Below are 18,619 nucleotides of genomic sequence, written 5' to 3' on the forward strand. Positions count from 1 at the left end.
TTTTAGGTTAAATAAGTGTACGCTATTCCTGTAATAATGGCAATGCCAAAACTGATTAAAGTGCCTATCAATATGTATTCGGTCAATTGCATGGATTTTGATTCCTTTAGATCCCCAAACCTAAAAACAGATTTGGCCGTAATCAGAAAACCTACGGCTTCCCAGTGGTCCGAAATGATAAAAATAAACACTAAAATGCGCTCTAAAATACCAATATATTTCCCTGCATCGGCTAGGGACTGGTTATTTTTAACGAGTTCTGAAATATTCCACTTTAAAAAAATGGTTTTCATAATTATGGACACAGGAATTGTTAAAAACAATAAGCAGGTAAGCAATAAAAGATGTTCTTCTTTGAAAAAGGAACCAAAATATAATTGGTTGTCCATAAAAAAGAAATAACATCCTAAAATCACCAAGACATGAAGTAGCTGATCGATGAAAAACAGCGGTCGTTTTGTTTTTTTGGTCTGAAATGTAAGTTTTAAGCCGTCTATAATTAAATGTGACCCGCCTATTATTAGAATAACAGGCCACAGTGATGCATCCCACAAAATCAGAGTGGTTATGGCAATATGGATTAAGACGTGAAAGTACAGTTTAAAAGATTTTAGTTTCTTTTTTTCTTTTTCCAAAACCCAACTTTGAGGTTGAAGAATAAAATCGCCGATGAGGTGTGCCAGTAAAAGTTTGGTTAAAATCATGATAATGCCATTATTTTTTTTCGGAACATGCTGTCCGTTTCCAATATGAGTTCCATTTCTGCACGCTTTTGACGTTTGCTGATGGCATCCTGTTTGGTACCGATCATGTTTGCCAGTTCTTGTTGTAGTGCGTCGGGATGCTCTATGCCCAGCTTTACGATTTCTGCCGAACCTGTTGTCCAGTGGTCCATAATGGCTAGTGCAAGCTTGAAATAAAGATTGAGTTCTTCGTTTAAGGTGTCATTTGATGTTTTGATCCTTAAATTGATTTTTTCCTTTTTCAAGGCCTCCAAAGTTTCGCCGGAATATATATAGGCTTCCCCATTGGATTCGCTAATGTTTTCAGCTTGGTATGAAGTGTTTCCAATACCGATAGCAAGGCGTACGTCCAAAAGCAACATTTTGATGCAGGCTTTAATGTAAACGGCGCTGATAAAGCTTTCTGAAATATCTTTGATTTCAATTTGAAAACTATCGCCTCGAAAAATTTCCCATTGGGACTGTTCAGGGTTTAGGTGGGATAGTGCCGATTTTAGGGCCCTCATCCAAACCTCAGGATTTTTTTGATGACGGGATTTTATGATATCGCCTGTGATGATACTTGTCATACTTATATTTTTATTCCTTTAAAAGGGAATTAATTAAAATTATTCCTTAAATAAAGCATAAAATAAAATATTCCTTAATTAGGGAATATTCAAATATATCACGTTTTTTCTTAAAAAGCAAATTATTCGTCCTCTTCGGCGCGTTTTATAATGGCCTCGGGCAGGGATTTTTTAGCTTTGGCTCCCATTTTTTTGAGTTTTTCAACGCTTGTGATAAGGTTGCCCCGACCATGAACCAATTTGTTCATCGCAGATGAATAATCACTTTTAGCGGAATCAATCTTTTTGCCTACGCCCGTTAAATCACTAACAAGGCCTTCAAATTTATCATAAAGTGCTCCGGCTTGTCTTGCAATTTCAATGGCATTACGCTGTTGTTTCTCATTATTCCACATGGTATCAATCGTTCGGAGCGTTGCCAAAAGTGTAGCAGGCGTCACGATAACGATATTTTTCTCAAAGGCCTTATTATAAATAGCATTATCCTCGTTCACTACAACCGCAAAAGCAGGTTCAATAGGGATAAACATGAGTACAAAATCTGGTGATTCAATATCGTATAAATCTTGGTAGTTCTTGGCCGAAAGTTGTTCCACATGCTTTCTGATGGAATTAACGTGTGCCTTTAAAAATTGCGGTCTACTGTCCTCTTCAGCATTTACCATCCGTTCATAATCGGTTAAGGATACCTTTGAATCGATAATCATTTTTTTACCATCGGGGAGATGCAATACCACATCGGGCATCACTCGGGAATTGTCGTCACGTGTAAAACTTTGCTGTACAAAATATTCGCGATCTTTTTCCAAACCAGATTTTTCGAGAACACGTTCCAATACCAATTCGCCCCAATTTCCTTGCATTTTGCTATCGCCTTTTAATGCTCGTGTTAAGTTGGTAGCTTCTTTAGTCATTTGTTGATTTAAATCCTTTAGACCCTTGAGCTGTTCTTCCAAGGCGGAATGCATGCGTACACTTTTAAACTGGGTTTCTTCTACTTTCTTTTCGAAACCTTGGATTTTTTCCTGAAGTGGATTTAAGATATTTTTAATGTTCTCTTTGTTTTGCTCTGTGAACTTATTGGACTTTTCTTCGAGTATTTTATTGGCCAATAATTCAAAATCCTTGCGCAGTTGTTCTTGGCGTTCCTCGAGTTCCTTATCACGTTTTAGGTTTTGTTCCTGAAGGTTTTCATACTCTGAATTTCGTCGGGCCAATTCCGTGCTTAAAAATTCTTTTTCCTTGCGAATATCTTCGCGTTCATTTTCAATTTTGGAAAGATTTGATTTCAGTTCCTCAATGGTGAATTGCATTTGGTTTTGCCGTTCTTCAAGGGTGCTTTGCTCACTTTTATTCTTGAGTTTGGTGAAAAGCATCCCCAAATATGCACCGATACCTGCGGAAAATAATATGGCTAGAATTAGGATTAAATTGTCGTTCATGTTTTGGAAAAGAATATTTTCAAATATAATTGATTTATGACCTCGCGCAAAGACGCAAAGGTGCAAAGTATGAACATTGCTAAATTTGTAGTGAGCTCTTTCTCCTGAAAACTGAGACTGCGACTGAAAACTATTTTTTCACCCTAAAACTCCCAGTTTTCTCATCAAAAGCAATCAGATCTTTCGGGAACAATTGTTTAAAAACCCCTTTGGAAATAAGATTGCATGGTTGGTCGGCCACGACTCCGTTTTCAGTCATTACGATGAGCGTATCACAAAGTTGAATCGCTAAACCTATTTCATGTGATGAAAATAGAATGGTCTTTCCCGTTTCTTTCGACAGTTTTTGAAGCAGTTTCAAAATATAGGCTTTGTGGTACATATCCAGATGCGTCGTAGGTTCATCTAAAATAATGATGTCTGTATCCTGAGCTAGTGCTCGGGCAATCATCACATTTTGTAGTTGTCCATCACTGAGCTCAAAACATTTTTTGTCCTTTAAATGCTCAATATTTACTTGGGAAATGGCACGTTTGGTAATTTCAATGTCTTCTTTTGAAAGGTTACCAACCCAATTGGTATAGGGTTGTCGGCCAAGAGCAACAAGTTCAAAAACGGATAGATTTTTAGAAGCTATGGGTTCGGTCAAAACTAAACTCATCGCTTTTGCTAAATCAAGAGACGAGTAATTTTTTAGGTTGATGTCATTGATTAAAGTATCACCTTCAATTGCGCTTTGAACTTTGGTCAAAGTGCGCAAAAGGGTGGATTTTCCAATGCCATTGGCACCAATTAAACCAATTAATTTTCCTTGTTCCAATTCAATATTAATGTCAGACGCAATAACGGTCTTTGACTTTTTTGAAGGATAACCAATCGATAGCTTAGTAGTTTTTAAAACGATATTTTCTTTCTCTTTCTGCATTTTCACCTCCATTAAAATACCATTTTTCGTTTTCTAACCAAAAGCCAAATCACAACTGGAGCACCAACCAAAGACGTTATGGCATTTATTGGTAGTGTGAAATCAGAAGTTGGCAATTGCGCAATGCCGTCACAAATCAACATGACGATGGCACCAAATAGAAATACAGCAGGCAACAGTACTTTATGGTTGGAAGTGCTGAAGACTTGCCTTGTCATATGCGGAATGGCCAAACCGATAAAAGCAATTGGTCCCGTAAAGGCAGTAATGGTCCCTGCCAACAAACTTGTAGCAATGATGATAATAAATCGACTTTGCTTGATGTTCAATCCCAAACTTTTGGCATAGTTTTCACCTAAAAGTAAGGTGTTCAGCGATTTTATTGAAATGACTGACAATAAAATTCCAATGGCGTAAATCAATACTAAAACCCAAATATCCTCCCAAGATAAATTCCCTAAACTACCAAAGCCCCAAAAGATGTATTGCTGCAATTGCTCTGCAGAACCAAAATAGGACAACACGCTGACAATGGCCGAGGTGATACTGGCAAACATCAAACCGATAATTAAAATGGCCATGGTATCTCTTACTTTTATAGATACGGCTAAAACGGCAAGCAGCACCAAAAAACTCCCTAAACTTGCGGAAATCACGATACCCCATTTTGAAATAAAAAGGGAAGCCAAAGCCCCTCCGAAAATACTTGAGCCTAAAATGACCAATGCTACACCCAAACTCGCTCCGGAACTAATGCCCAAAACAAAAGGGCCAGCAAGAGGATTTCTGAATAATGTTTGCATCAAAAGCCCAGAAATTCCCAATCCAGATCCGACGATAATGGCTGTTAGTGCTTTTGGCAATCGATAATTTTGAACAATGTGCTGCCAGGTTTCCTGAGAAGTAGGGTTTCCAATTAGACTATTAAAAATATCCTTTATGGGGATGGAAACCGAACCTAAACTTATGTTCACTAAAAAACATAGCAAAAGAACCACGATAAGGACTACAAAAGATATGCTATGTGTTTTGTCAGATTTCAATTAAGGGAGGGGTTTAAAAAAATAGGGTGAGTATTCTTTTAATAATTCAGGGTGACAAATTTTGATGATATCCTTTAAAACCAAATCTGGTCGTGTCATACCTAATTCATAGTATAAAACACCTCCGGTTGCACCCGTTGTATTAGTAAAGGAATAGATATTCTTATTTTGAAACGCATCAAATTGCGAGTGATTTTCGTTACCGTTTTTTAAATTTTCGTAGCTGGAATAGTTGGATGGACTCAACCATATCTCAGCAGTTTTAGCCTTTACAAAAACCGACTCAAAATTCAATTTTAAACTTCCAGAACCTTGGGTGTCACTCCAAAGATAGTTGACGTTGGCATCTTTCAGCAGTTGCGCTTCGGTACTTGTGCCGTTTGGCAAGTACCAAACATCACTATGCATGGCGCCACTCAAGACCGTAGGCTTATATTTTACATTTTGAGCCAATACTTTAGCCCCTAAATAGTCTTTTTCAATTTGATTAAAAATAGAATCTGCCTCTTTCTCTTTGCCGAATATTGCACCGAAAAACTTAATCCATTCCGCCTTGGCAAGAGGAGAGCTTTCCACCCAATCACCATTAAAAATCACAGGGATTCCAGATTTTTGAATGGTTTCTAACGAGCGATTACCGCCCTCAATCCCAAAAGCAACCACTGCATCAGGATTTAACTCCAGCAGAACTTCAGTATTTAAGCCTTCATTTTTGCCCAATTCTCTAATGTTTCCATTTTCAATTTGAGTTCTTATTTTTTCTGAAGAGACATAATCCGTTCCGGGAAACCCAACCAATGTGCTTTCGACATTTAATAATTCCAATGCTGGAAGGTGGGTGGTTGAGGTGACTACTATTTTTTTAATTGGCTTTAGTATGATACCATCATAGTCATTTTTTAACAGGGAAGTTTTAGCAACTGCTTCTTTTGAAATCAGAACATATTTATAGGTCTTTGCGGCTTCCGGCCACGGTTTGGAAATTTCAATTTCAGAAAAGCCGTTATACTTTTTAATTGAGTACCCTTTTGCATATTTTAATTCCGCTTTCTGAACTTCCATAGGCGGAAGTTTTCTGCTGATCCCTTTGTCCTCTTTACAAGCAACGGAAATACTTAAAACAAAAAGTAAAACGAGTTTTCTCAAAATTCAATTTTTAACCGCTTCAAAAGTAATATTATTTAATGTTTTGAGTAAAAGATTAAACATAATGTTTACTTTTGCTTAGAATTTGGTTTCGTTCTGTTTTAACAGAGTGGATTAAAAGGGAATCTGGTTAAAGTCCAGAACTGTTCCCGCAACTGTAAGCTATCAAGCTTCATGTTCAACTTCGATGTCACTGTCATTTTGATGGGAAGACCAACATGAAGACGCAAGTCAGGAGACCTGCCATGTTCATCATCTAATATTAACTCTCGGGTAAAGGGTTTTGCGGATTATGAAACAACACATTTTTATATTATTTGTAATCGGTTTTGGCAGTCTTGCCCAAGCGCAACTAGACTCTATCCAAAAACTGGATGAGGTTTTTTTGAGTGACAGCAAGCTTGTGCAGTATGCTTCAGGGATTAAAATTGAAAAACTGAACGACTCCGTTATTGCTAAAAATCCGGTATCGCTAACGGGGCTATTGGCGTTTAATTCCAATGTATATTTTAAGGAAAACGGGTTTGGGATGGTGTCCTCACCTTCATTCAGGGGAACCAATGCCTCCCAAACAGCCGTGATTTGGAATGGCATCAATATCAATTCCCAGCTTAATGGGCAGACAGATTTCAATACCATAAATACCTCCAATTTTGATGCGATAGACATACGAAGCGGGGGAGGCAGTGTGCAATATGGCAGTGGTGCAATTGGGGGCAGTATTCACTTAAATAATAATCTGGAGTTTGATTCTCATTTCGATAATAGTGTGCGTTTGTCTTACGGAAGTTTTAATATGAAAATGGCCAATGTCTCGTCTTCCTTTGGTAACTCGAAATTCTCTGCAAACATTGGAATCGCTTATGTGGACTCTGATAACGACTATAAATATTTGGGAACGGATATGGTCAATGAAAATGGGGAATTTAATAACTTGAATTTGGATGTTAATTTAGGATATGTCCTATCTGAAAAGGATGTTTTAAAGCTGTATCATCAAAGTTATGATGGCGAACGTCATTTTTCTGGAACCTTGGTTGCAATAGGGAGGAGTAAATATGAAGATGAAAACTTTAGGACAATGCTGGAATGGACTCGTATTTCAGGAAATATTACTTCAAAGTTGAAAGCGGTTCATCTTAACGAGAAATTCAAATATTTTGAAAACAAGGACAATAGCATTTTTTCTTTTGGAAAAGTGAACACTTTTATTCTCAATCATAATTATAACTGGCGATTATCAAATACGCTTCAGTTTAGAAGCATTTTAGAATTCAACCATTTTGATGGGGGAGGGAGCAGTTTTGGCGACCCTGAGCGAAGTGCTTTTTCAGCAACAGCTTTGATGAACCATAAGCCTGCACAAAGATTTGAGTATAATATCAATATTAGAAAAGACTTTACATCGGATTTCAAAAACCCGTTATTATTTTCTGTGGACGGAGCTTATAAGGTTTCGAAAGCTTATATCATTAAGTTTAATGGCTCCAAAAACTTTAGAATTCCCACATTTAATGATTTGTATTGGCCTTCTAGAGGCAACTTGGATTTGAGTCCTGAAACCTCGTATCAATTAGATTTAGGGCAAGTTTTTCGTTTCAAGAAGTTAAATGTAAGCTTTAATACCTACTATATAACGACAAAAGGTTTAATTCAATGGCGACCTGATGAGGAGGGAGAATGGCGACCTGAGAATGTTGCAAAATCCCATAGTTATGGAGCGGAGTTGGAAGCACAATCTACCTTTAAAATCAACAGCCATCAATTCACTATAAATACTCACTATTCCTATACCGTTTCAGAAAATTTGGAAACCAAAAAGCAATTGATTTATGTGCCTTTTCACAAGGGGAACGTCTCGCTAGCTTATAATTTTCAATCCTTTTCAATGTTCTATCAGCACTTGTTTAATGGTGAGGTATTCATCATAGGTGACGAATTGGATGGCTTTAATGTGGGCAATATTGGAGTGGGGTATCTTTTGAATAAATGCGGAAAAGTTACCTATGACTTGAGTTTTAGAATCAACAATTTATACAATAAAAATTATCAAAATGTGGCGTTGCGACCAATGCCGAATAGAAATTTTCAAATATTAACAACAATTAAATTTTAAACAATGAAACTTAACAAATTACTGGTATTGGCCCTTTCAATAGGTCTGTTTTTTACATCATGTAGCACTGATGATGACACTATAATAATACCAAAAGGCGATTATGAAAATGGGATATTAATCTCGCACGAGGGGAATTTTGGGATGGGAAATGCCTCCGTATCTTTTGTCTCTTTCGATTTGAATACTGTTGAAAATGACGTCTTTAATAATGTAAATAATAAACTATTGGGTGATACGGCACAGAGTATTGCGTTTAATGGGGATTTGGCATACATCGTTTTGAATGTTTCCAATAAAATAGAAATCGTTAACCGATATACTTTTGAGTCTGTCTCGACAATTGATAGTGGTTTAAGCAATCCGAGATATATGGCAATTTCAAATGGTAAAGGCTATGTGACAAACTGGGGAGATTTTACGCCTAGTGATGATGATTTTTTGGCTGTAATAGATTTAACGTCTAATTCAATTATAGATACCATTAATACAAGCTATTTACCAGAGGAAATTGTAGCTCAAGGTAATAAGGTTTATGTAGCTACGGGGATTTTTGGTAATGGGAATAAAGTAGACGTTATAAATACAGAAACCGATGAATTTGAAGAAAGTATTACTGTTGGGAATTCACCCAACTCCCTCCAATTGGACGACGATGGTGATTTATGGGTGCTTTCTTCAGAAAACTTGATTGAAATAGCAACATCGACTAATCAAATATCCAGAACGATAGCGTTAAACGCCGCTATAACATCCCCCTCTAAACTTAATTTTGATAATGGAGCGCTATACTTATATTCTGGTGGCTCAGTTTATAAAATGGAAGAAACAGCCTCGACACTTCCCTCAGTTGCAGAAATTGAAAGTGTGAGTTTTTATGATATGCGTGTAAAAGATGGTGTATTATATGCTTTAGATGCAAAAGATTTTGTTAGTGATGGTTCTTTAACCTCTTATGATTTATCCACCAATACTGAAGTTAATTCGGCAACGGTAAATATCATTCCCGGAGGTATATATTTTAACTAGAGTAGGCCGTTTTGAATTGAATGAAACAAGAGGTAGTCGAGTTTGTAAGCTTATAATTATGAAACACAATTTATACAAGATGATGGGACTCGATATCTATTTGTCCTCATTAAGTAAATCTGAATATAAAGCTGTTTCGGCCGAGATATCCAATACTTCTAGGGTGATGACGCCCCTGATGAGCTGGGACGTTTACAGCCAGGGTTATATTGATACGTTAAACGAGTCTGAGAGACTTCAAGATATAGCTAAAGTGAAGTCCTATGCCAAACAATTGAATTGGAAAAACACCATGGATTCGATTTTTGAAAACGAAGCGTTTCAGGCTATTATCATTACAGATTTAAATCAAAACATCGTTTGGGTGAACAAGGGATTTTCAAAAATGACAGGTTATGCTAAAAATGAGGTTTTGCATAAAACTCCTAAGATGTTGCAAGGGGTTGAAACTTCCGTCTCAGCAAGAAGAAATATCAAAAAGAAAATCGCTTTAAATACTCCTTTTAAAGAAAATATCACCAATTATAAAAAGAGTGGAGAGCCTTATGAATGTGAGGTAAAGATTTTTCCCTTATATAGCACCGAGGATAATAATAAAACTCATTTTATTGCTTTGGAACGGAAAGTAGGGTAGTTATTAGTTATGTAAAAAGCCACTGAAAAGTGGCTTTTTTATGGATTCCCGTCCCGATATTCTTATGGATTGTGCAATTTAGGTTTTACTTTTTTCTCGTAAGTTCTGTTTTCTCTTATAAGTGCAAATATCCGATTAATTATCTTGGCTCTAACTGCGTTGATTACAGTCATTTTATTTTTTCCTTCTGCTATTTTCCTTTCGAAATAGTCTTTGAACTCTCCGTTCACCCTTATAGCAGAGAGAGCTGCCATATGGAAGAGCGTTTTGAGTTTTTTGTTGGCCCTGTTAGAGACTTTGTTCCTCGATCTCTGGCTTGTTCCCGATGTGTACTTGAACGGGGCTACTCCAGAGTGACAGGCAAACTGCCTTCCGTTTTTGAATTTCCTGAATCCATGTGTTGCGATGATGGTGTTCAGGGCAACCTGTTTGCCCACTCCATCCACCGACTGTAGGATTTCCATTTGCCTGGTCAGTTCTTCGGTCGAACCGAACAGCTCATCGATTCTATGGTCGATTTGATCTATGGATTTGCCCAAGCGTTTTATGTGCCTGTCCATTCTGAGTTTTCGATCCCTGTAGAATGGCCTTGATATAAATTTCCTTAGGTCTTTTATCTGAGCCCTGTACTTTGCCCTTTCCCTTACGTACAGCTCTCTTTCGCTTAACAATAACTTTGCCTCTTCCAAAGCTGTGGGCTCTATAGTCTCGACCCTTGCCCTGTCCGAGTACCTTGAAGCATAGCACGCAATGCGGTGGGCATCCGTTCTATCGCTCTTGCTTCTTTGTACCCCTGAGCTTAAATTGATCTGGGCACCGCTCTCTAACCATAAACTGATATTATGTTCCAAACAATACGTGCGCAATATATTTGAGTAATGTCCGGTATGCTCGGCGCAGATCAGCAATGAGCTCAGCTCTTGGGTGTTTTTGATTTTTCTAAAAAAGCTACTCAGAGATTTGGTGTCATTAGAGACAACGGTATGCGCAACCTGTCTGCCCTCCCTGACCAGACAAACATCCAGGGTAAGTTTGCTGACATCAACCCCTATAAACGTTTTAAATTTCATTACTTTTAATTTTTGAAGATTAGAAAAGAGCCGTTTCCTAAGAACCTTATCAGGTTTTACTACGATCTTATACAGGCCTTGGCTCTATAAAACCTGTCAGTTCCTAATATCGGGATAGTGCACAACTAAAGCTATCGATGGATCGCTGACAGGTTTCAATAATAAACATCAAATCTATCTAAAGCAAATCTAAGGTAGCTATCGGGATCACGGGAATGACAATTTTATATGAAGCCTAGTTGTAAATAACTAGGAGTTTTTTGCGATCAAGTCGCAATACCAAACACCATACTTTTCTTCAATTGTGCACACAGAATCATCCGTTTTTGGTGTGTCGTATTCGCGATAAACTTTTTCGCCAACTGCAAATTCGATAGGCTTTTTAAAAATGGGGCCATCAAAACAAAACGTGTGGAATTCACCGTTTTCACCACAGGGGTCAACGTCTTCTGGTAGATTGTCAATAAAGCTTTTATCGATTACTGTTCCGACAAAATCTTCATCAAAGTATTTTGAATTGGCACAGACAATTATCGTTTTGAAGCCTAAATCCAAAAATTCGTTGATTAGTTCTTTGGTGTCTCTTTTCCAAATGGGGAATACAGCTTTAAAATGGTGTTTGGCTAATTGATCTTCACGATATGTTCGTAAGTCTTCCAAAAAAATATCGCCAAAAGCTGAATGGGTGAAACCTTCGGATTTTAATCTGGAAACCGTTGCGCTCATTTTTTGCTCATAAACGGCCATACTTGGCATTTCGGGTAGCTCAATAAAACTTACAGGAATTTTTAAAGCATTTGTTTGCGCAGTCAATAGCTCCTTTCTCAGGCCATGCATAGACACGCGATTGTAATGTGAATTTACTGTTGTAATTAATTCCTCAACAGAGTAACGCTCATCCTTTAATAAATGGTATAGTGCTAGCGCAGAATCCTTACCGGAGCTCCAGTTGAAATAGGTTTTATGTGTATTCAATTTTGATTCTTAATCAATCACCAAACCGCCTTTCAGAGGTCGAAATTCGTTGCTATCAAACAGCATTTCTGTAGGGCTTTGCTTGGATTTTGAGGTTTGGAATTTATTTGTTGTACCTCCAATTTCTGCCAAAGCGACCGCTAGAAAAGGTTCGTCTTCTTCTCCAATTCTACCGTAGTTAAACTTTTGTTCTGTAAAATCTATGTCAGGTGTTAATCCAGTACTTGGCACTTTAACATTATCTCTGTTTACACCATCCGCTACTAAAGGTTGCATGGCATAGGTATGCCTTGGATTGGCTCCCTCACGTCTATAATTGTTTTCAGGTGAGTCATATAAGGTCCTTGAAGCTTGTGTTTTACCTCTGGTATTTGTCCCGATTTGTATAACTTCAATGTAAGGGTTAAGGCCATTAATAAGGCCTTCACTTGCCGAAGCCGAACTTCCTGTCGTTAATACATAAACTTTATCTAGGTTTAATGCGTTGATATCCTCTCCATTTTCAATTTTACTTACAAAGTTGAAATCTGTTGTTTCAAAATTACTGTTATAAATAAGTTTGGAGAATATTTGCCCTATGAATTGCCCAGTAATCATGCTTGCCAAATAGGTCTCTATAGTAACTCTTCCTCCTGGGTTATAGCGCAAATCTAAAACTAAGTGCTGCACGTTATTTGCCTTGAAATCCCCAAAAACAGCATTCAGTTCATCATCATATCCAGCGGTAAAACCATTCAACATCAAATAGCCAACCTTTTCACCATCAACTTCTAAAATTTTGGAAGAATGTATGGGGTTTTCTTCATATTCAAACTTGCTAAGCTGGATATCTCGATCAAGAGGTTCTACCGAATCATCCCCCTCATCAGCCGTTCCCTTGTCATCAAAAAAACCAAGACTTATTGTGTAATTTTCACTAAGTAGCAAACCAGTATTGTTATCTGTATCTGAGTTGTAAAATAATTCAATCCCGTCCACGGCGTAGAAAATATCACCACGTTTAATGCCTTTATTGGCCGCATCACTATTAGGCAATACCAATCGGACAACACCAATAGCTTTGTTGCCTTCATTGGGTTTTTTAAATAGACTGAATTCCATACCATTTGTTGTAGAAATACCGCTGAAATTGCGCTCCAATTCAATATAATCATTCACCATCCAGCTGAATTGGTCAACAATACCTGGCTGATATTTTAGGCTATTAAACAGGTCAAAAGGAGAATCAAACATTTCCAGATATTCCGTATACTCTGAGTTGTTAGTAAATCTATCATTGGCTAAGTCAGGCATTTCATCTTTGTACAAATAGTAGATGCTCATGCCTTTCCAAACAAAGTCGTTGATTTCGGCGGTTTGGATAGGGATATCGTCACCGTCCTCAAAGCAACCCGTTAACATAAAGGCAGATAGAATCAGGGTTAGGGCTCTTAACTTTTTCATACAAGCAATTTTAATATAGTAGTCTATAAAACCCTAAATTTACTTACATTATTGTATAATAAAAAATTTTATCGAGGAAGTGTTTCTTGAAGTTGGAAGCATTAAGTTGGAAGCATGAAGCACGAAGCAGGAGATTTGAAGTATTGTTGGCTGTTTTGAAAGTGCTTTGGCAGATTGGCCCGCGTTAGGGATTGAGGCATTTGTTGAAGCTCCCCGACGATAGGAGGGAGCGACTGCCGAAAGCCCGACCCTCCCGATAGCTATCGGGAAGGGAAACGCCCAAATAATCCAAATTTTTTTAAATGTGATGTAACAAAATAAATCCTGGTTCGTCGTAACTATAAATGGCCTTAAACCAGCTGTTTTCTGAAAACCAAACCTGAATATGACTCAAAGTGAGTTTTTAAATATTGTAATGCCTTTTAAGGATAAGTTGTTCCGAATGGCCAAGCGACTGCTAGTTTCAACAGAAGAAGCTGAAGATGCAACGCAGGAGGTGCTTTTGAAATTATGGCGGAACAAGGAAAAGATAGAGGAGTATAAGAATGTGGAGGCATTTTCGATGACGATGACGAAGAATTTTTGCTTGGACAAGTTGAAATCGAAACAGGCGCAAAACTTAAAGATTGTCCACAGCAATTATGAGGAAAAGAATACGCCTTTGCAAAGACAGGTAGAGCTGAATGATAGCGTAAGTTGGGTGGAGCGGATTATTGAGGAATTGCCCGAACAACAGAGGATGATCATACAACTGAGGGATATTGAGGAATACGATTTTGATGAGATAGCCAAAATGCTGGGGATGAACAATACGGCGGTAAGAGTGGCCCTCTCAAGAGCGAGAAAAACGATAAGAGAACGATTAACTAATACGCATAATTATGGTATTAAATAGTATAGAGAAATTACTTGAAAAGTACGAAAACGGGGAGACGAGCCTTAAGGAAGAGCAAGTGTTAAAAAACTATTTTTCTGGAGAAGACGTTGCACCACACTTAGAGCACTATAAACCCATGTTTGTGTATTTTTTGGGAAACCAACAGGAACGGTTTACAAAAGACCTGCCATTAAAACCTAAGAGAAAATTTAATTACAAGTGGATGTCGGTCGCAGCGGTTGCAGTTATTATGTTGGGAGTTTACTTTACGGACCCGTTCATTGGTGCAGACCAATGTGAGGAAAACTTAGTGGGGACGTTTTGTGAGCCAGAAGATGCGTTTAACGAAGTATCCAAAACGCTAGCTATGATTTCGAATCATATGAATAAAGGTACTTCAACCATTGGGTATCTGGACGAAGTGAATAAAGGCACTTCTACGATTGGATATCTCAATGAAATTGAAAATTCAACCAGTATAATTTTTAAAAAACCTTAAGAAAAAATGAAAACTTTAAATACAATAAAAACAAGTAAGATGAAAAAGAGATTAATAGTATTTGTAATGGCAGTGCTGCTATTGCCGGTAGTTGGCATGGCACAGAGTTCGGTATTCGATAAGTATAGCGACAGCCCCGATGTAACCTATGTGAACATTAAGCCAAAGATGTTCCAGATGATTGCAAAAGTTGGCGTAGATGAAAGTGATCCCGAGGCAAAGGCCTTTATGGATATGGTAAAAAGCATTACCAGTTTTAAGACCATCGTTACCGACAGCAAAGCCATTTCGGCAGATATCACTAAATGGGTAAGATCCCGTTCAGGAGGCTTGGAAGAATTAATGGAAGTGCGCGATGACGGTACCGAGGTGAAATTTTATGTGAAGGAAGGTAGGGATGCCGACCATGTGAAAGAGTTGCTGATTTTTGTGACGGGAATCGATAAGAAAATGGAAGAGAAAGTCGAAATCAATGGCAAAGAACGTAAAATTGAAACCGTTGTGGTTTCGATGACAGGCGATATCGATTTGAACGAGATTTCTAAATTGACCAATAAAATGAACATTCCTGGAGGTCAGCACCTGGATAAAAAGAAATCATAACACATCAATTCATCAATCAAAAAAAGCGAAGTGATTGCATCGATTAAAAAGGTGCAATCACTTTGTTCAATTAACTTTTAAAATCAATCCAATGAATCGAGCAACTAAAATTTTTGCGATCCTATTGCTATGTGCAGTCATGTTTAATTGCAAAAGCGAACCCAGTTTACAGCGTTATTTTGTGGACAATCAGGAAACTACAGATTTTATATCACAGGACATCCCTATTTCCATGCTTGAACTGGATGAAACCAAACTGACAGAGGAGCAAAAAGAAGCTTATAAATCCGTAAGGCGACTGAATTTTATTGGTTTTAAAGCCGATGAAAAAAACCAGGATACTTACAGTACAAAATTGGAGGAGGTTAAAGATATTTTGAGACAAGAGCAATATCAGGATCTTATGGAATTTCAAGATAGGGGCAACAAATTCGTGATAAAATATGTGGGTGATGATGATGAAGCAGATGAAGTAATCGTTCTGGGAAGTTCAAAAGAGGTAGGTTTTGGGGTAGTTCGTTTGTTAGGCGATGATATGAAACCAGAAAAAATGTACGCTCTGGTGGAAGCTATGCGCCACTCTGGCATGGATGCGTCACAATTTAAGGAAATGACAGATTTCTTTAAATAATTATAGTTACGTTAATAGAGAAAAAGGCTTCCGCAATGGAAGTCTTTTTTAATTTTAATCGTTTTCTACTTCCTGTTCTTGCGGAGCGTTGTATTTCGAATTTGAATAGAACACGTTAAGAATAATGGCAAAGAATGTCAACGTCAATATGGTGAGGATGATAAAATTATCCAAAATGTCCAAAATACCGCATACGAAAATACCACCTACCAATAGGCCGGTCAAAATTAAAGTCTGCTTGCTATTCAACATGATGGTGTGCTATATTCCAGTGTAATTACTTGGCGTAATTTGTTTTAGTTCTTCCTTAATTTGATTCGAAACCTCTAAGGTATCAATAAAATTTGAAATGGAGGCCATATTAATTTTTTCATTGGTCCTTGTAAGCCCTTTTAATGCCTCGTAGGGGTTTGGATAGCCCTCTCGTCTTAAAATAGTCTGAATGGCTTCAGCAACCACAGCCCAGTTGTTTTCTAAATCTTCGGCAAACTTACTTTCGTTTAAAAGCAATTTGTTCAAGCCTTTTAAAATGGATTTAAAACCAATCAAAGTATGCCCAAAAGGTACGCCTGCATTTCTTAAAACAGTGCTATCGGTCAAATCCCGCTGCAATCTGGATATTGGTAATTTAGCAGAAAGATGTTCAAAAATGGCATTGGCAATACCTAGGTTACCTTCTGAATTTTCAAAATCGATGGGGTTTACTTTATGAGGCATGGCTGAACTTCCAACTTCGCCCTTTTTTATTTTCTGTTTGAAATAATCCATAGAAACATAGGTCCAAATGTCCCTGTCCAAATCGATTAAAATAGTGTTGATACGTTTTAGGGTGTCAAACAAAGCGGCCATATGGTCGTAATGCTCAATCTGCGTGGTTGGGAAAGAATGTTGTAAACCCAGTTTTTCCTGCACAAAAAGATTGCCAAAGGTTTTCCAGTTAATTTCTGGATAGGCCACGAAATGTGCATTAAAATTACCAGTAGCACCTCCAAATTTTGCTGCACTCGGCACATCGTTCAATAGATTGAACTGCTCTTCCAATCTGACTACAAAAACATCAATTTCCTTGCCCAATCGGGTAGGGGAAGCTGGCTGTCCGTGCGTTCTGGCCAGCATGGGTACGTTTTTCCATTCCTCTACCAATGCCTTCAATTTCTCCAATACCTTGAAATATTCAGGTACATACACATCGTTCATTGCCTCCTTGATGCTTAATGGAATAGCGGTATTGTTAATATCCTGGGAGGTCAATCCAAAGTGGATAAACTCCTTAAATTCGGATAATCCTAACGCATCAAATTTTTCTTTGATAAAATACTCAACCGCCTTTACGTCGTGATTGGTCACACCCTCAATGTCCTTTATCGCTTGCGCATCTTCAGAAGAAAAATCCTGATAGATAGCCTTTAAACTATCAAAAACGGAATGGTCCACCTGTTTCAATTGAGGCAAAGGGATTTCACATAAAGCAATGAAATATTCAATTTCAACACGAACACGATATTTTATCAAAGCTTCTTCAGAAAAATAAGGAGCCAGTTCGTTGACTTTACTGCGATAACGCCCGTCAATTGGTGAAATGGCGTTTAAGGGAGATAATGACATGGATGTTTAATTTTAAAGGATGCAAAGATAGCTTATTTAGACAGAAGACGGAAGCCCGAAGTCCGAAGTTTTCTTCGGTAGGCAGTGTGCAGTGTGCGGTAGGCAGTGTTTGGTTTACACTACTCAGTTGCGGTAATCCGTCACCTGTCATAGGTCATCCGTCATCTGTCCTTCTTCAATTTTTTTAGAATATGCCTTGCCCTCGCTTTAAATGCAGCACTTTGTTGGTGGAAATCACGTTCTAAAATTAGTTGCAACTCAGGATGAACCCAATCAAATTCCTTTCCCAAAATAAACAGGGTGCTCATCGCGTAGGCTTTTGGGGCCACTTTCTCGTCGTTAATCATATAGTCGAAACAGTTTTCGATAATCCTTTCCTTGTGGGTTTCAGTTAGGGCTTTTTCAATGTTAGGGTTTGTGGCTTTAATCAAAAGCTCACAAATTTTTGCAACGGGACGTACGGCCGAATCCAGATGAACTTTACTCATGTTTTCGGTAAATCGGTCCAAGAAAGGGATGATGGCTTCTATTTTCTTGCTACACATAAATTCCAATACCCAGGCCGCACGAGGTGAAATTTTATCATCTACCCTAAAAAGGATGTCCAACAGTTTTGGAATCAAATCGGGATTGTCCATCACCATATTGGCATAATAGAGACGCTTTTCTCGGGAGTGGTTTACATAATTTAATTCGTTGTAAAGTTCGGCAGTAGTCAAAAGGTTTATTACTTTTAGGCATTAAATTTATACCGATGAAAATACTAAAAAAAATAGGACTGATTTTACTAGTAGTGCTGTTAATTGCTCAATTTTTTGGCCCCGAAAAGAATGAGGGCGATTTGGCTTCTATGGATGCTTTTGAATCTGAGACTAACCCACCCGAGGATGTGAAACTGATTCTAAAACAAGCCTGTTACGATTGCCATAGTGATGTAACACGTTACCCTTGGTATAATAGTATTACTCCGGTGAATTACTGGTTGAATCATCATGTTGAAGAAGGGAAAGAGCATTTTAATGTTTCGAAATGGGAAGGCAATTCCATAAAACGAAAAGACCATAAGTTTGAAGAGCTGATAGAAGAAGTGGAGGAGGGTAAAATGCCTTTAAATTCTTATACTTGGACCCATGGTGACGCAAAACTTTCAGAGGAACAAATCAAGACATTAGTGGATTGGGCCAAGCAGGTTCGGTTTAAATATAGTTTGGAGGCGAAGCCTCAATAAAGGCCCCACCCTTCCCGATAGCTATCGGGACTTCCCCAAAG

At 37.9% G+C, this 18,619-nt stretch carries 20 protein-coding genes and 1 riboswitch; of the genes, 8 read left to right on the forward strand and 12 right to left on the reverse strand.

Annotated elements, in window-relative coordinates; genetic code table 11:
- Positions 1-2: 2 nt before the first annotated feature.
- From H7U19_RS04660 to H7U19_RS04685, 6 genes are all read right to left on the reverse strand, one after another.
- On the reverse strand, positions 3-704 hold the full coding sequence (locus H7U19_RS04660) for a DUF3307 domain-containing protein (protein ID WP_186559453.1): 702 nt from the start codon (positions 702-704) through the stop codon (positions 3-5).
- Positions 701-1,312 carry a SatD family protein gene (locus tag H7U19_RS04665; protein WP_186559455.1) on the reverse strand — a complete coding sequence of 204 codons (612 nt, stop codon included), beginning with the start codon at positions 1,310-1,312 and terminating at the stop codon, positions 701-703. The genes H7U19_RS04660 and H7U19_RS04665 overlap by 4 nt, the downstream gene beginning before the upstream one ends.
- Positions 1,313-1,434: 122 nt before the next feature.
- Entirely contained in the window at positions 1,435-2,754 is a 1,320-nt protein-coding gene (locus H7U19_RS04670; protein ID WP_186559457.1) for a DNA recombination protein RmuC, read from the reverse strand.
- Between the two features lie 130 nt (positions 2,755-2,884).
- Positions 2,885-3,679 carry an ABC transporter ATP-binding protein gene (locus H7U19_RS04675; protein ID WP_186559459.1) on the reverse strand — a complete coding sequence of 265 codons (795 nt, stop codon included), beginning with the start codon at positions 3,677-3,679 and terminating at the stop codon, positions 2,885-2,887.
- Between the two features lie 11 nt (positions 3,680-3,690).
- On the reverse strand, positions 3,691-4,722 hold the full coding sequence (locus H7U19_RS04680; protein ID WP_186559461.1) for a FecCD family ABC transporter permease: 1,032 nt from the start codon (positions 4,720-4,722) through the stop codon (positions 3,691-3,693).
- Positions 4,723-5,868, reverse strand: coding sequence for an ABC transporter substrate-binding protein (locus tag H7U19_RS04685; RefSeq protein WP_246454592.1), 1,146 nt, complete (start codon positions 5,866-5,868; stop codon positions 4,723-4,725).
- Between the two features lie 69 nt (positions 5,869-5,937).
- A riboswitch (cobalamin riboswitch) is annotated at positions 5,938-6,130 on the forward strand.
- A gap of 30 nt (positions 6,131-6,160) precedes the next feature.
- Here H7U19_RS04685 and H7U19_RS04690 point away from each other — a divergent pair.
- Genes H7U19_RS04690 through H7U19_RS04700 form a run of 3 tightly spaced genes read left to right on the forward strand, consistent with a single transcriptional unit; the run spans position 6,161 to position 9,647 of the window.
- Positions 6,161-7,984, forward strand: a complete 1,824-nt coding sequence (locus H7U19_RS04690; protein ID WP_186559463.1) for a TonB-dependent receptor plug domain-containing protein — start codon at positions 6,161-6,163, stop codon at positions 7,982-7,984.
- 3 nt (positions 7,985-7,987) lie between these two features.
- A complete protein-coding gene (locus H7U19_RS04695; protein ID WP_186559465.1) occupies positions 7,988-9,013 on the forward strand; it encodes a YncE family protein in 1,026 nt (341 codons plus the stop codon).
- A gap of 58 nt (positions 9,014-9,071) precedes the next feature.
- The gene (locus H7U19_RS04700) at positions 9,072-9,647 is read left to right on the forward strand and encodes a PAS domain-containing protein (protein ID WP_186559467.1); all 576 of its coding nucleotides are present in this window, start codon (positions 9,072-9,074) and stop codon (positions 9,645-9,647) included.
- Between the two features lie 62 nt (positions 9,648-9,709).
- Here H7U19_RS04700 and H7U19_RS04705 read toward each other — a convergent pair whose 3' ends face one another.
- From H7U19_RS04705 to H7U19_RS04715, 3 genes are all read right to left on the reverse strand, one after another.
- Entirely contained in the window at positions 9,710-10,717 is a 1,008-nt protein-coding gene (locus H7U19_RS04705) for an IS110 family RNA-guided transposase (RefSeq protein WP_186559469.1), read from the reverse strand.
- Positions 10,718-10,966: 249 nt separating this feature from the next.
- Positions 10,967-11,692: a Dph6-related ATP pyrophosphatase gene (locus H7U19_RS04710; protein ID WP_186559471.1), complete on the reverse strand. Its 726-nt coding sequence runs from the start codon at positions 11,690-11,692 to the stop codon at positions 10,967-10,969.
- A gap of 9 nt (positions 11,693-11,701) precedes the next feature.
- On the reverse strand, positions 11,702-13,135 hold the full coding sequence (locus H7U19_RS04715; protein ID WP_186559473.1) for a S41 family peptidase: 1,434 nt from the start codon (positions 13,133-13,135) through the stop codon (positions 11,702-11,704).
- Between the two features lie 385 nt (positions 13,136-13,520).
- On the opposite strand from H7U19_RS04715, the gene H7U19_RS04720 reads away from it, so the two are divergent.
- The 4 genes from H7U19_RS04720 to H7U19_RS04735 all read left to right on the forward strand — a co-directional run bounded on the left by H7U19_RS04720 (position 13,521) and on the right by H7U19_RS04735 (position 15,745).
- Positions 13,521-14,030: an RNA polymerase sigma factor gene (locus tag H7U19_RS04720; RefSeq protein WP_186559475.1), complete on the forward strand. Its 510-nt coding sequence runs from the start codon at positions 13,521-13,523 to the stop codon at positions 14,028-14,030.
- Positions 14,017-14,511, forward strand: coding sequence for a hypothetical protein (locus H7U19_RS04725; protein WP_186559477.1), 495 nt, complete (start codon positions 14,017-14,019; stop codon positions 14,509-14,511). The genes H7U19_RS04720 and H7U19_RS04725 overlap by 14 nt, the downstream gene beginning before the upstream one ends.
- Positions 14,512-14,550: 39 nt before the next feature.
- Positions 14,551-15,114, forward strand: a complete 564-nt coding sequence (locus H7U19_RS04730; RefSeq protein WP_186559479.1) for a DUF4252 domain-containing protein — start codon at positions 14,551-14,553, stop codon at positions 15,112-15,114.
- Between the two features lie 91 nt (positions 15,115-15,205).
- Positions 15,206-15,745: a DUF4252 domain-containing protein gene (locus tag H7U19_RS04735; RefSeq protein WP_186559486.1), complete on the forward strand. Its 540-nt coding sequence runs from the start codon at positions 15,206-15,208 to the stop codon at positions 15,743-15,745.
- Between the two features lie 54 nt (positions 15,746-15,799).
- Here the strand turns inward: H7U19_RS04735 and H7U19_RS04740 are convergent, their stop codons facing one another.
- From H7U19_RS04740 to H7U19_RS04750, 3 genes are all read right to left on the reverse strand, one after another.
- Positions 15,800-15,997 carry a hypothetical protein gene (locus tag H7U19_RS04740; RefSeq protein WP_186559488.1) on the reverse strand — a complete coding sequence of 66 codons (198 nt, stop codon included), beginning with the start codon at positions 15,995-15,997 and terminating at the stop codon, positions 15,800-15,802.
- A 9-nt stretch (positions 15,998-16,006) separates the two neighbouring features.
- Entirely contained in the window at positions 16,007-17,350 is a 1,344-nt protein-coding gene (purB, locus tag H7U19_RS04745) for an adenylosuccinate lyase (protein WP_186559490.1), read from the reverse strand.
- 161 nt (positions 17,351-17,511) lie between these two features.
- Positions 17,512-18,069 (reverse strand): adenylosuccinate lyase, encoded by a 558-nt coding sequence (locus H7U19_RS04750; protein WP_186559492.1) that lies wholly within the window; start codon positions 18,067-18,069, stop codon positions 17,512-17,514.
- Between the two features lie 35 nt (positions 18,070-18,104).
- On the opposite strand from H7U19_RS04750, the gene H7U19_RS04755 reads away from it, so the two are divergent.
- On the forward strand, positions 18,105-18,578 hold the full coding sequence (locus tag H7U19_RS04755; RefSeq protein WP_186559494.1) for a heme-binding domain-containing protein: 474 nt from the start codon (positions 18,105-18,107) through the stop codon (positions 18,576-18,578).
- Positions 18,579-18,619: the final 41 nt, after the last annotated feature.

The sequence above is a fragment of the Hyunsoonleella aquatilis genome, assembly GCF_014270105.1.
Classification (GTDB): Bacteria; Bacteroidota; Bacteroidia; order Flavobacteriales; family Flavobacteriaceae; genus Jejuia; species Jejuia aquatilis.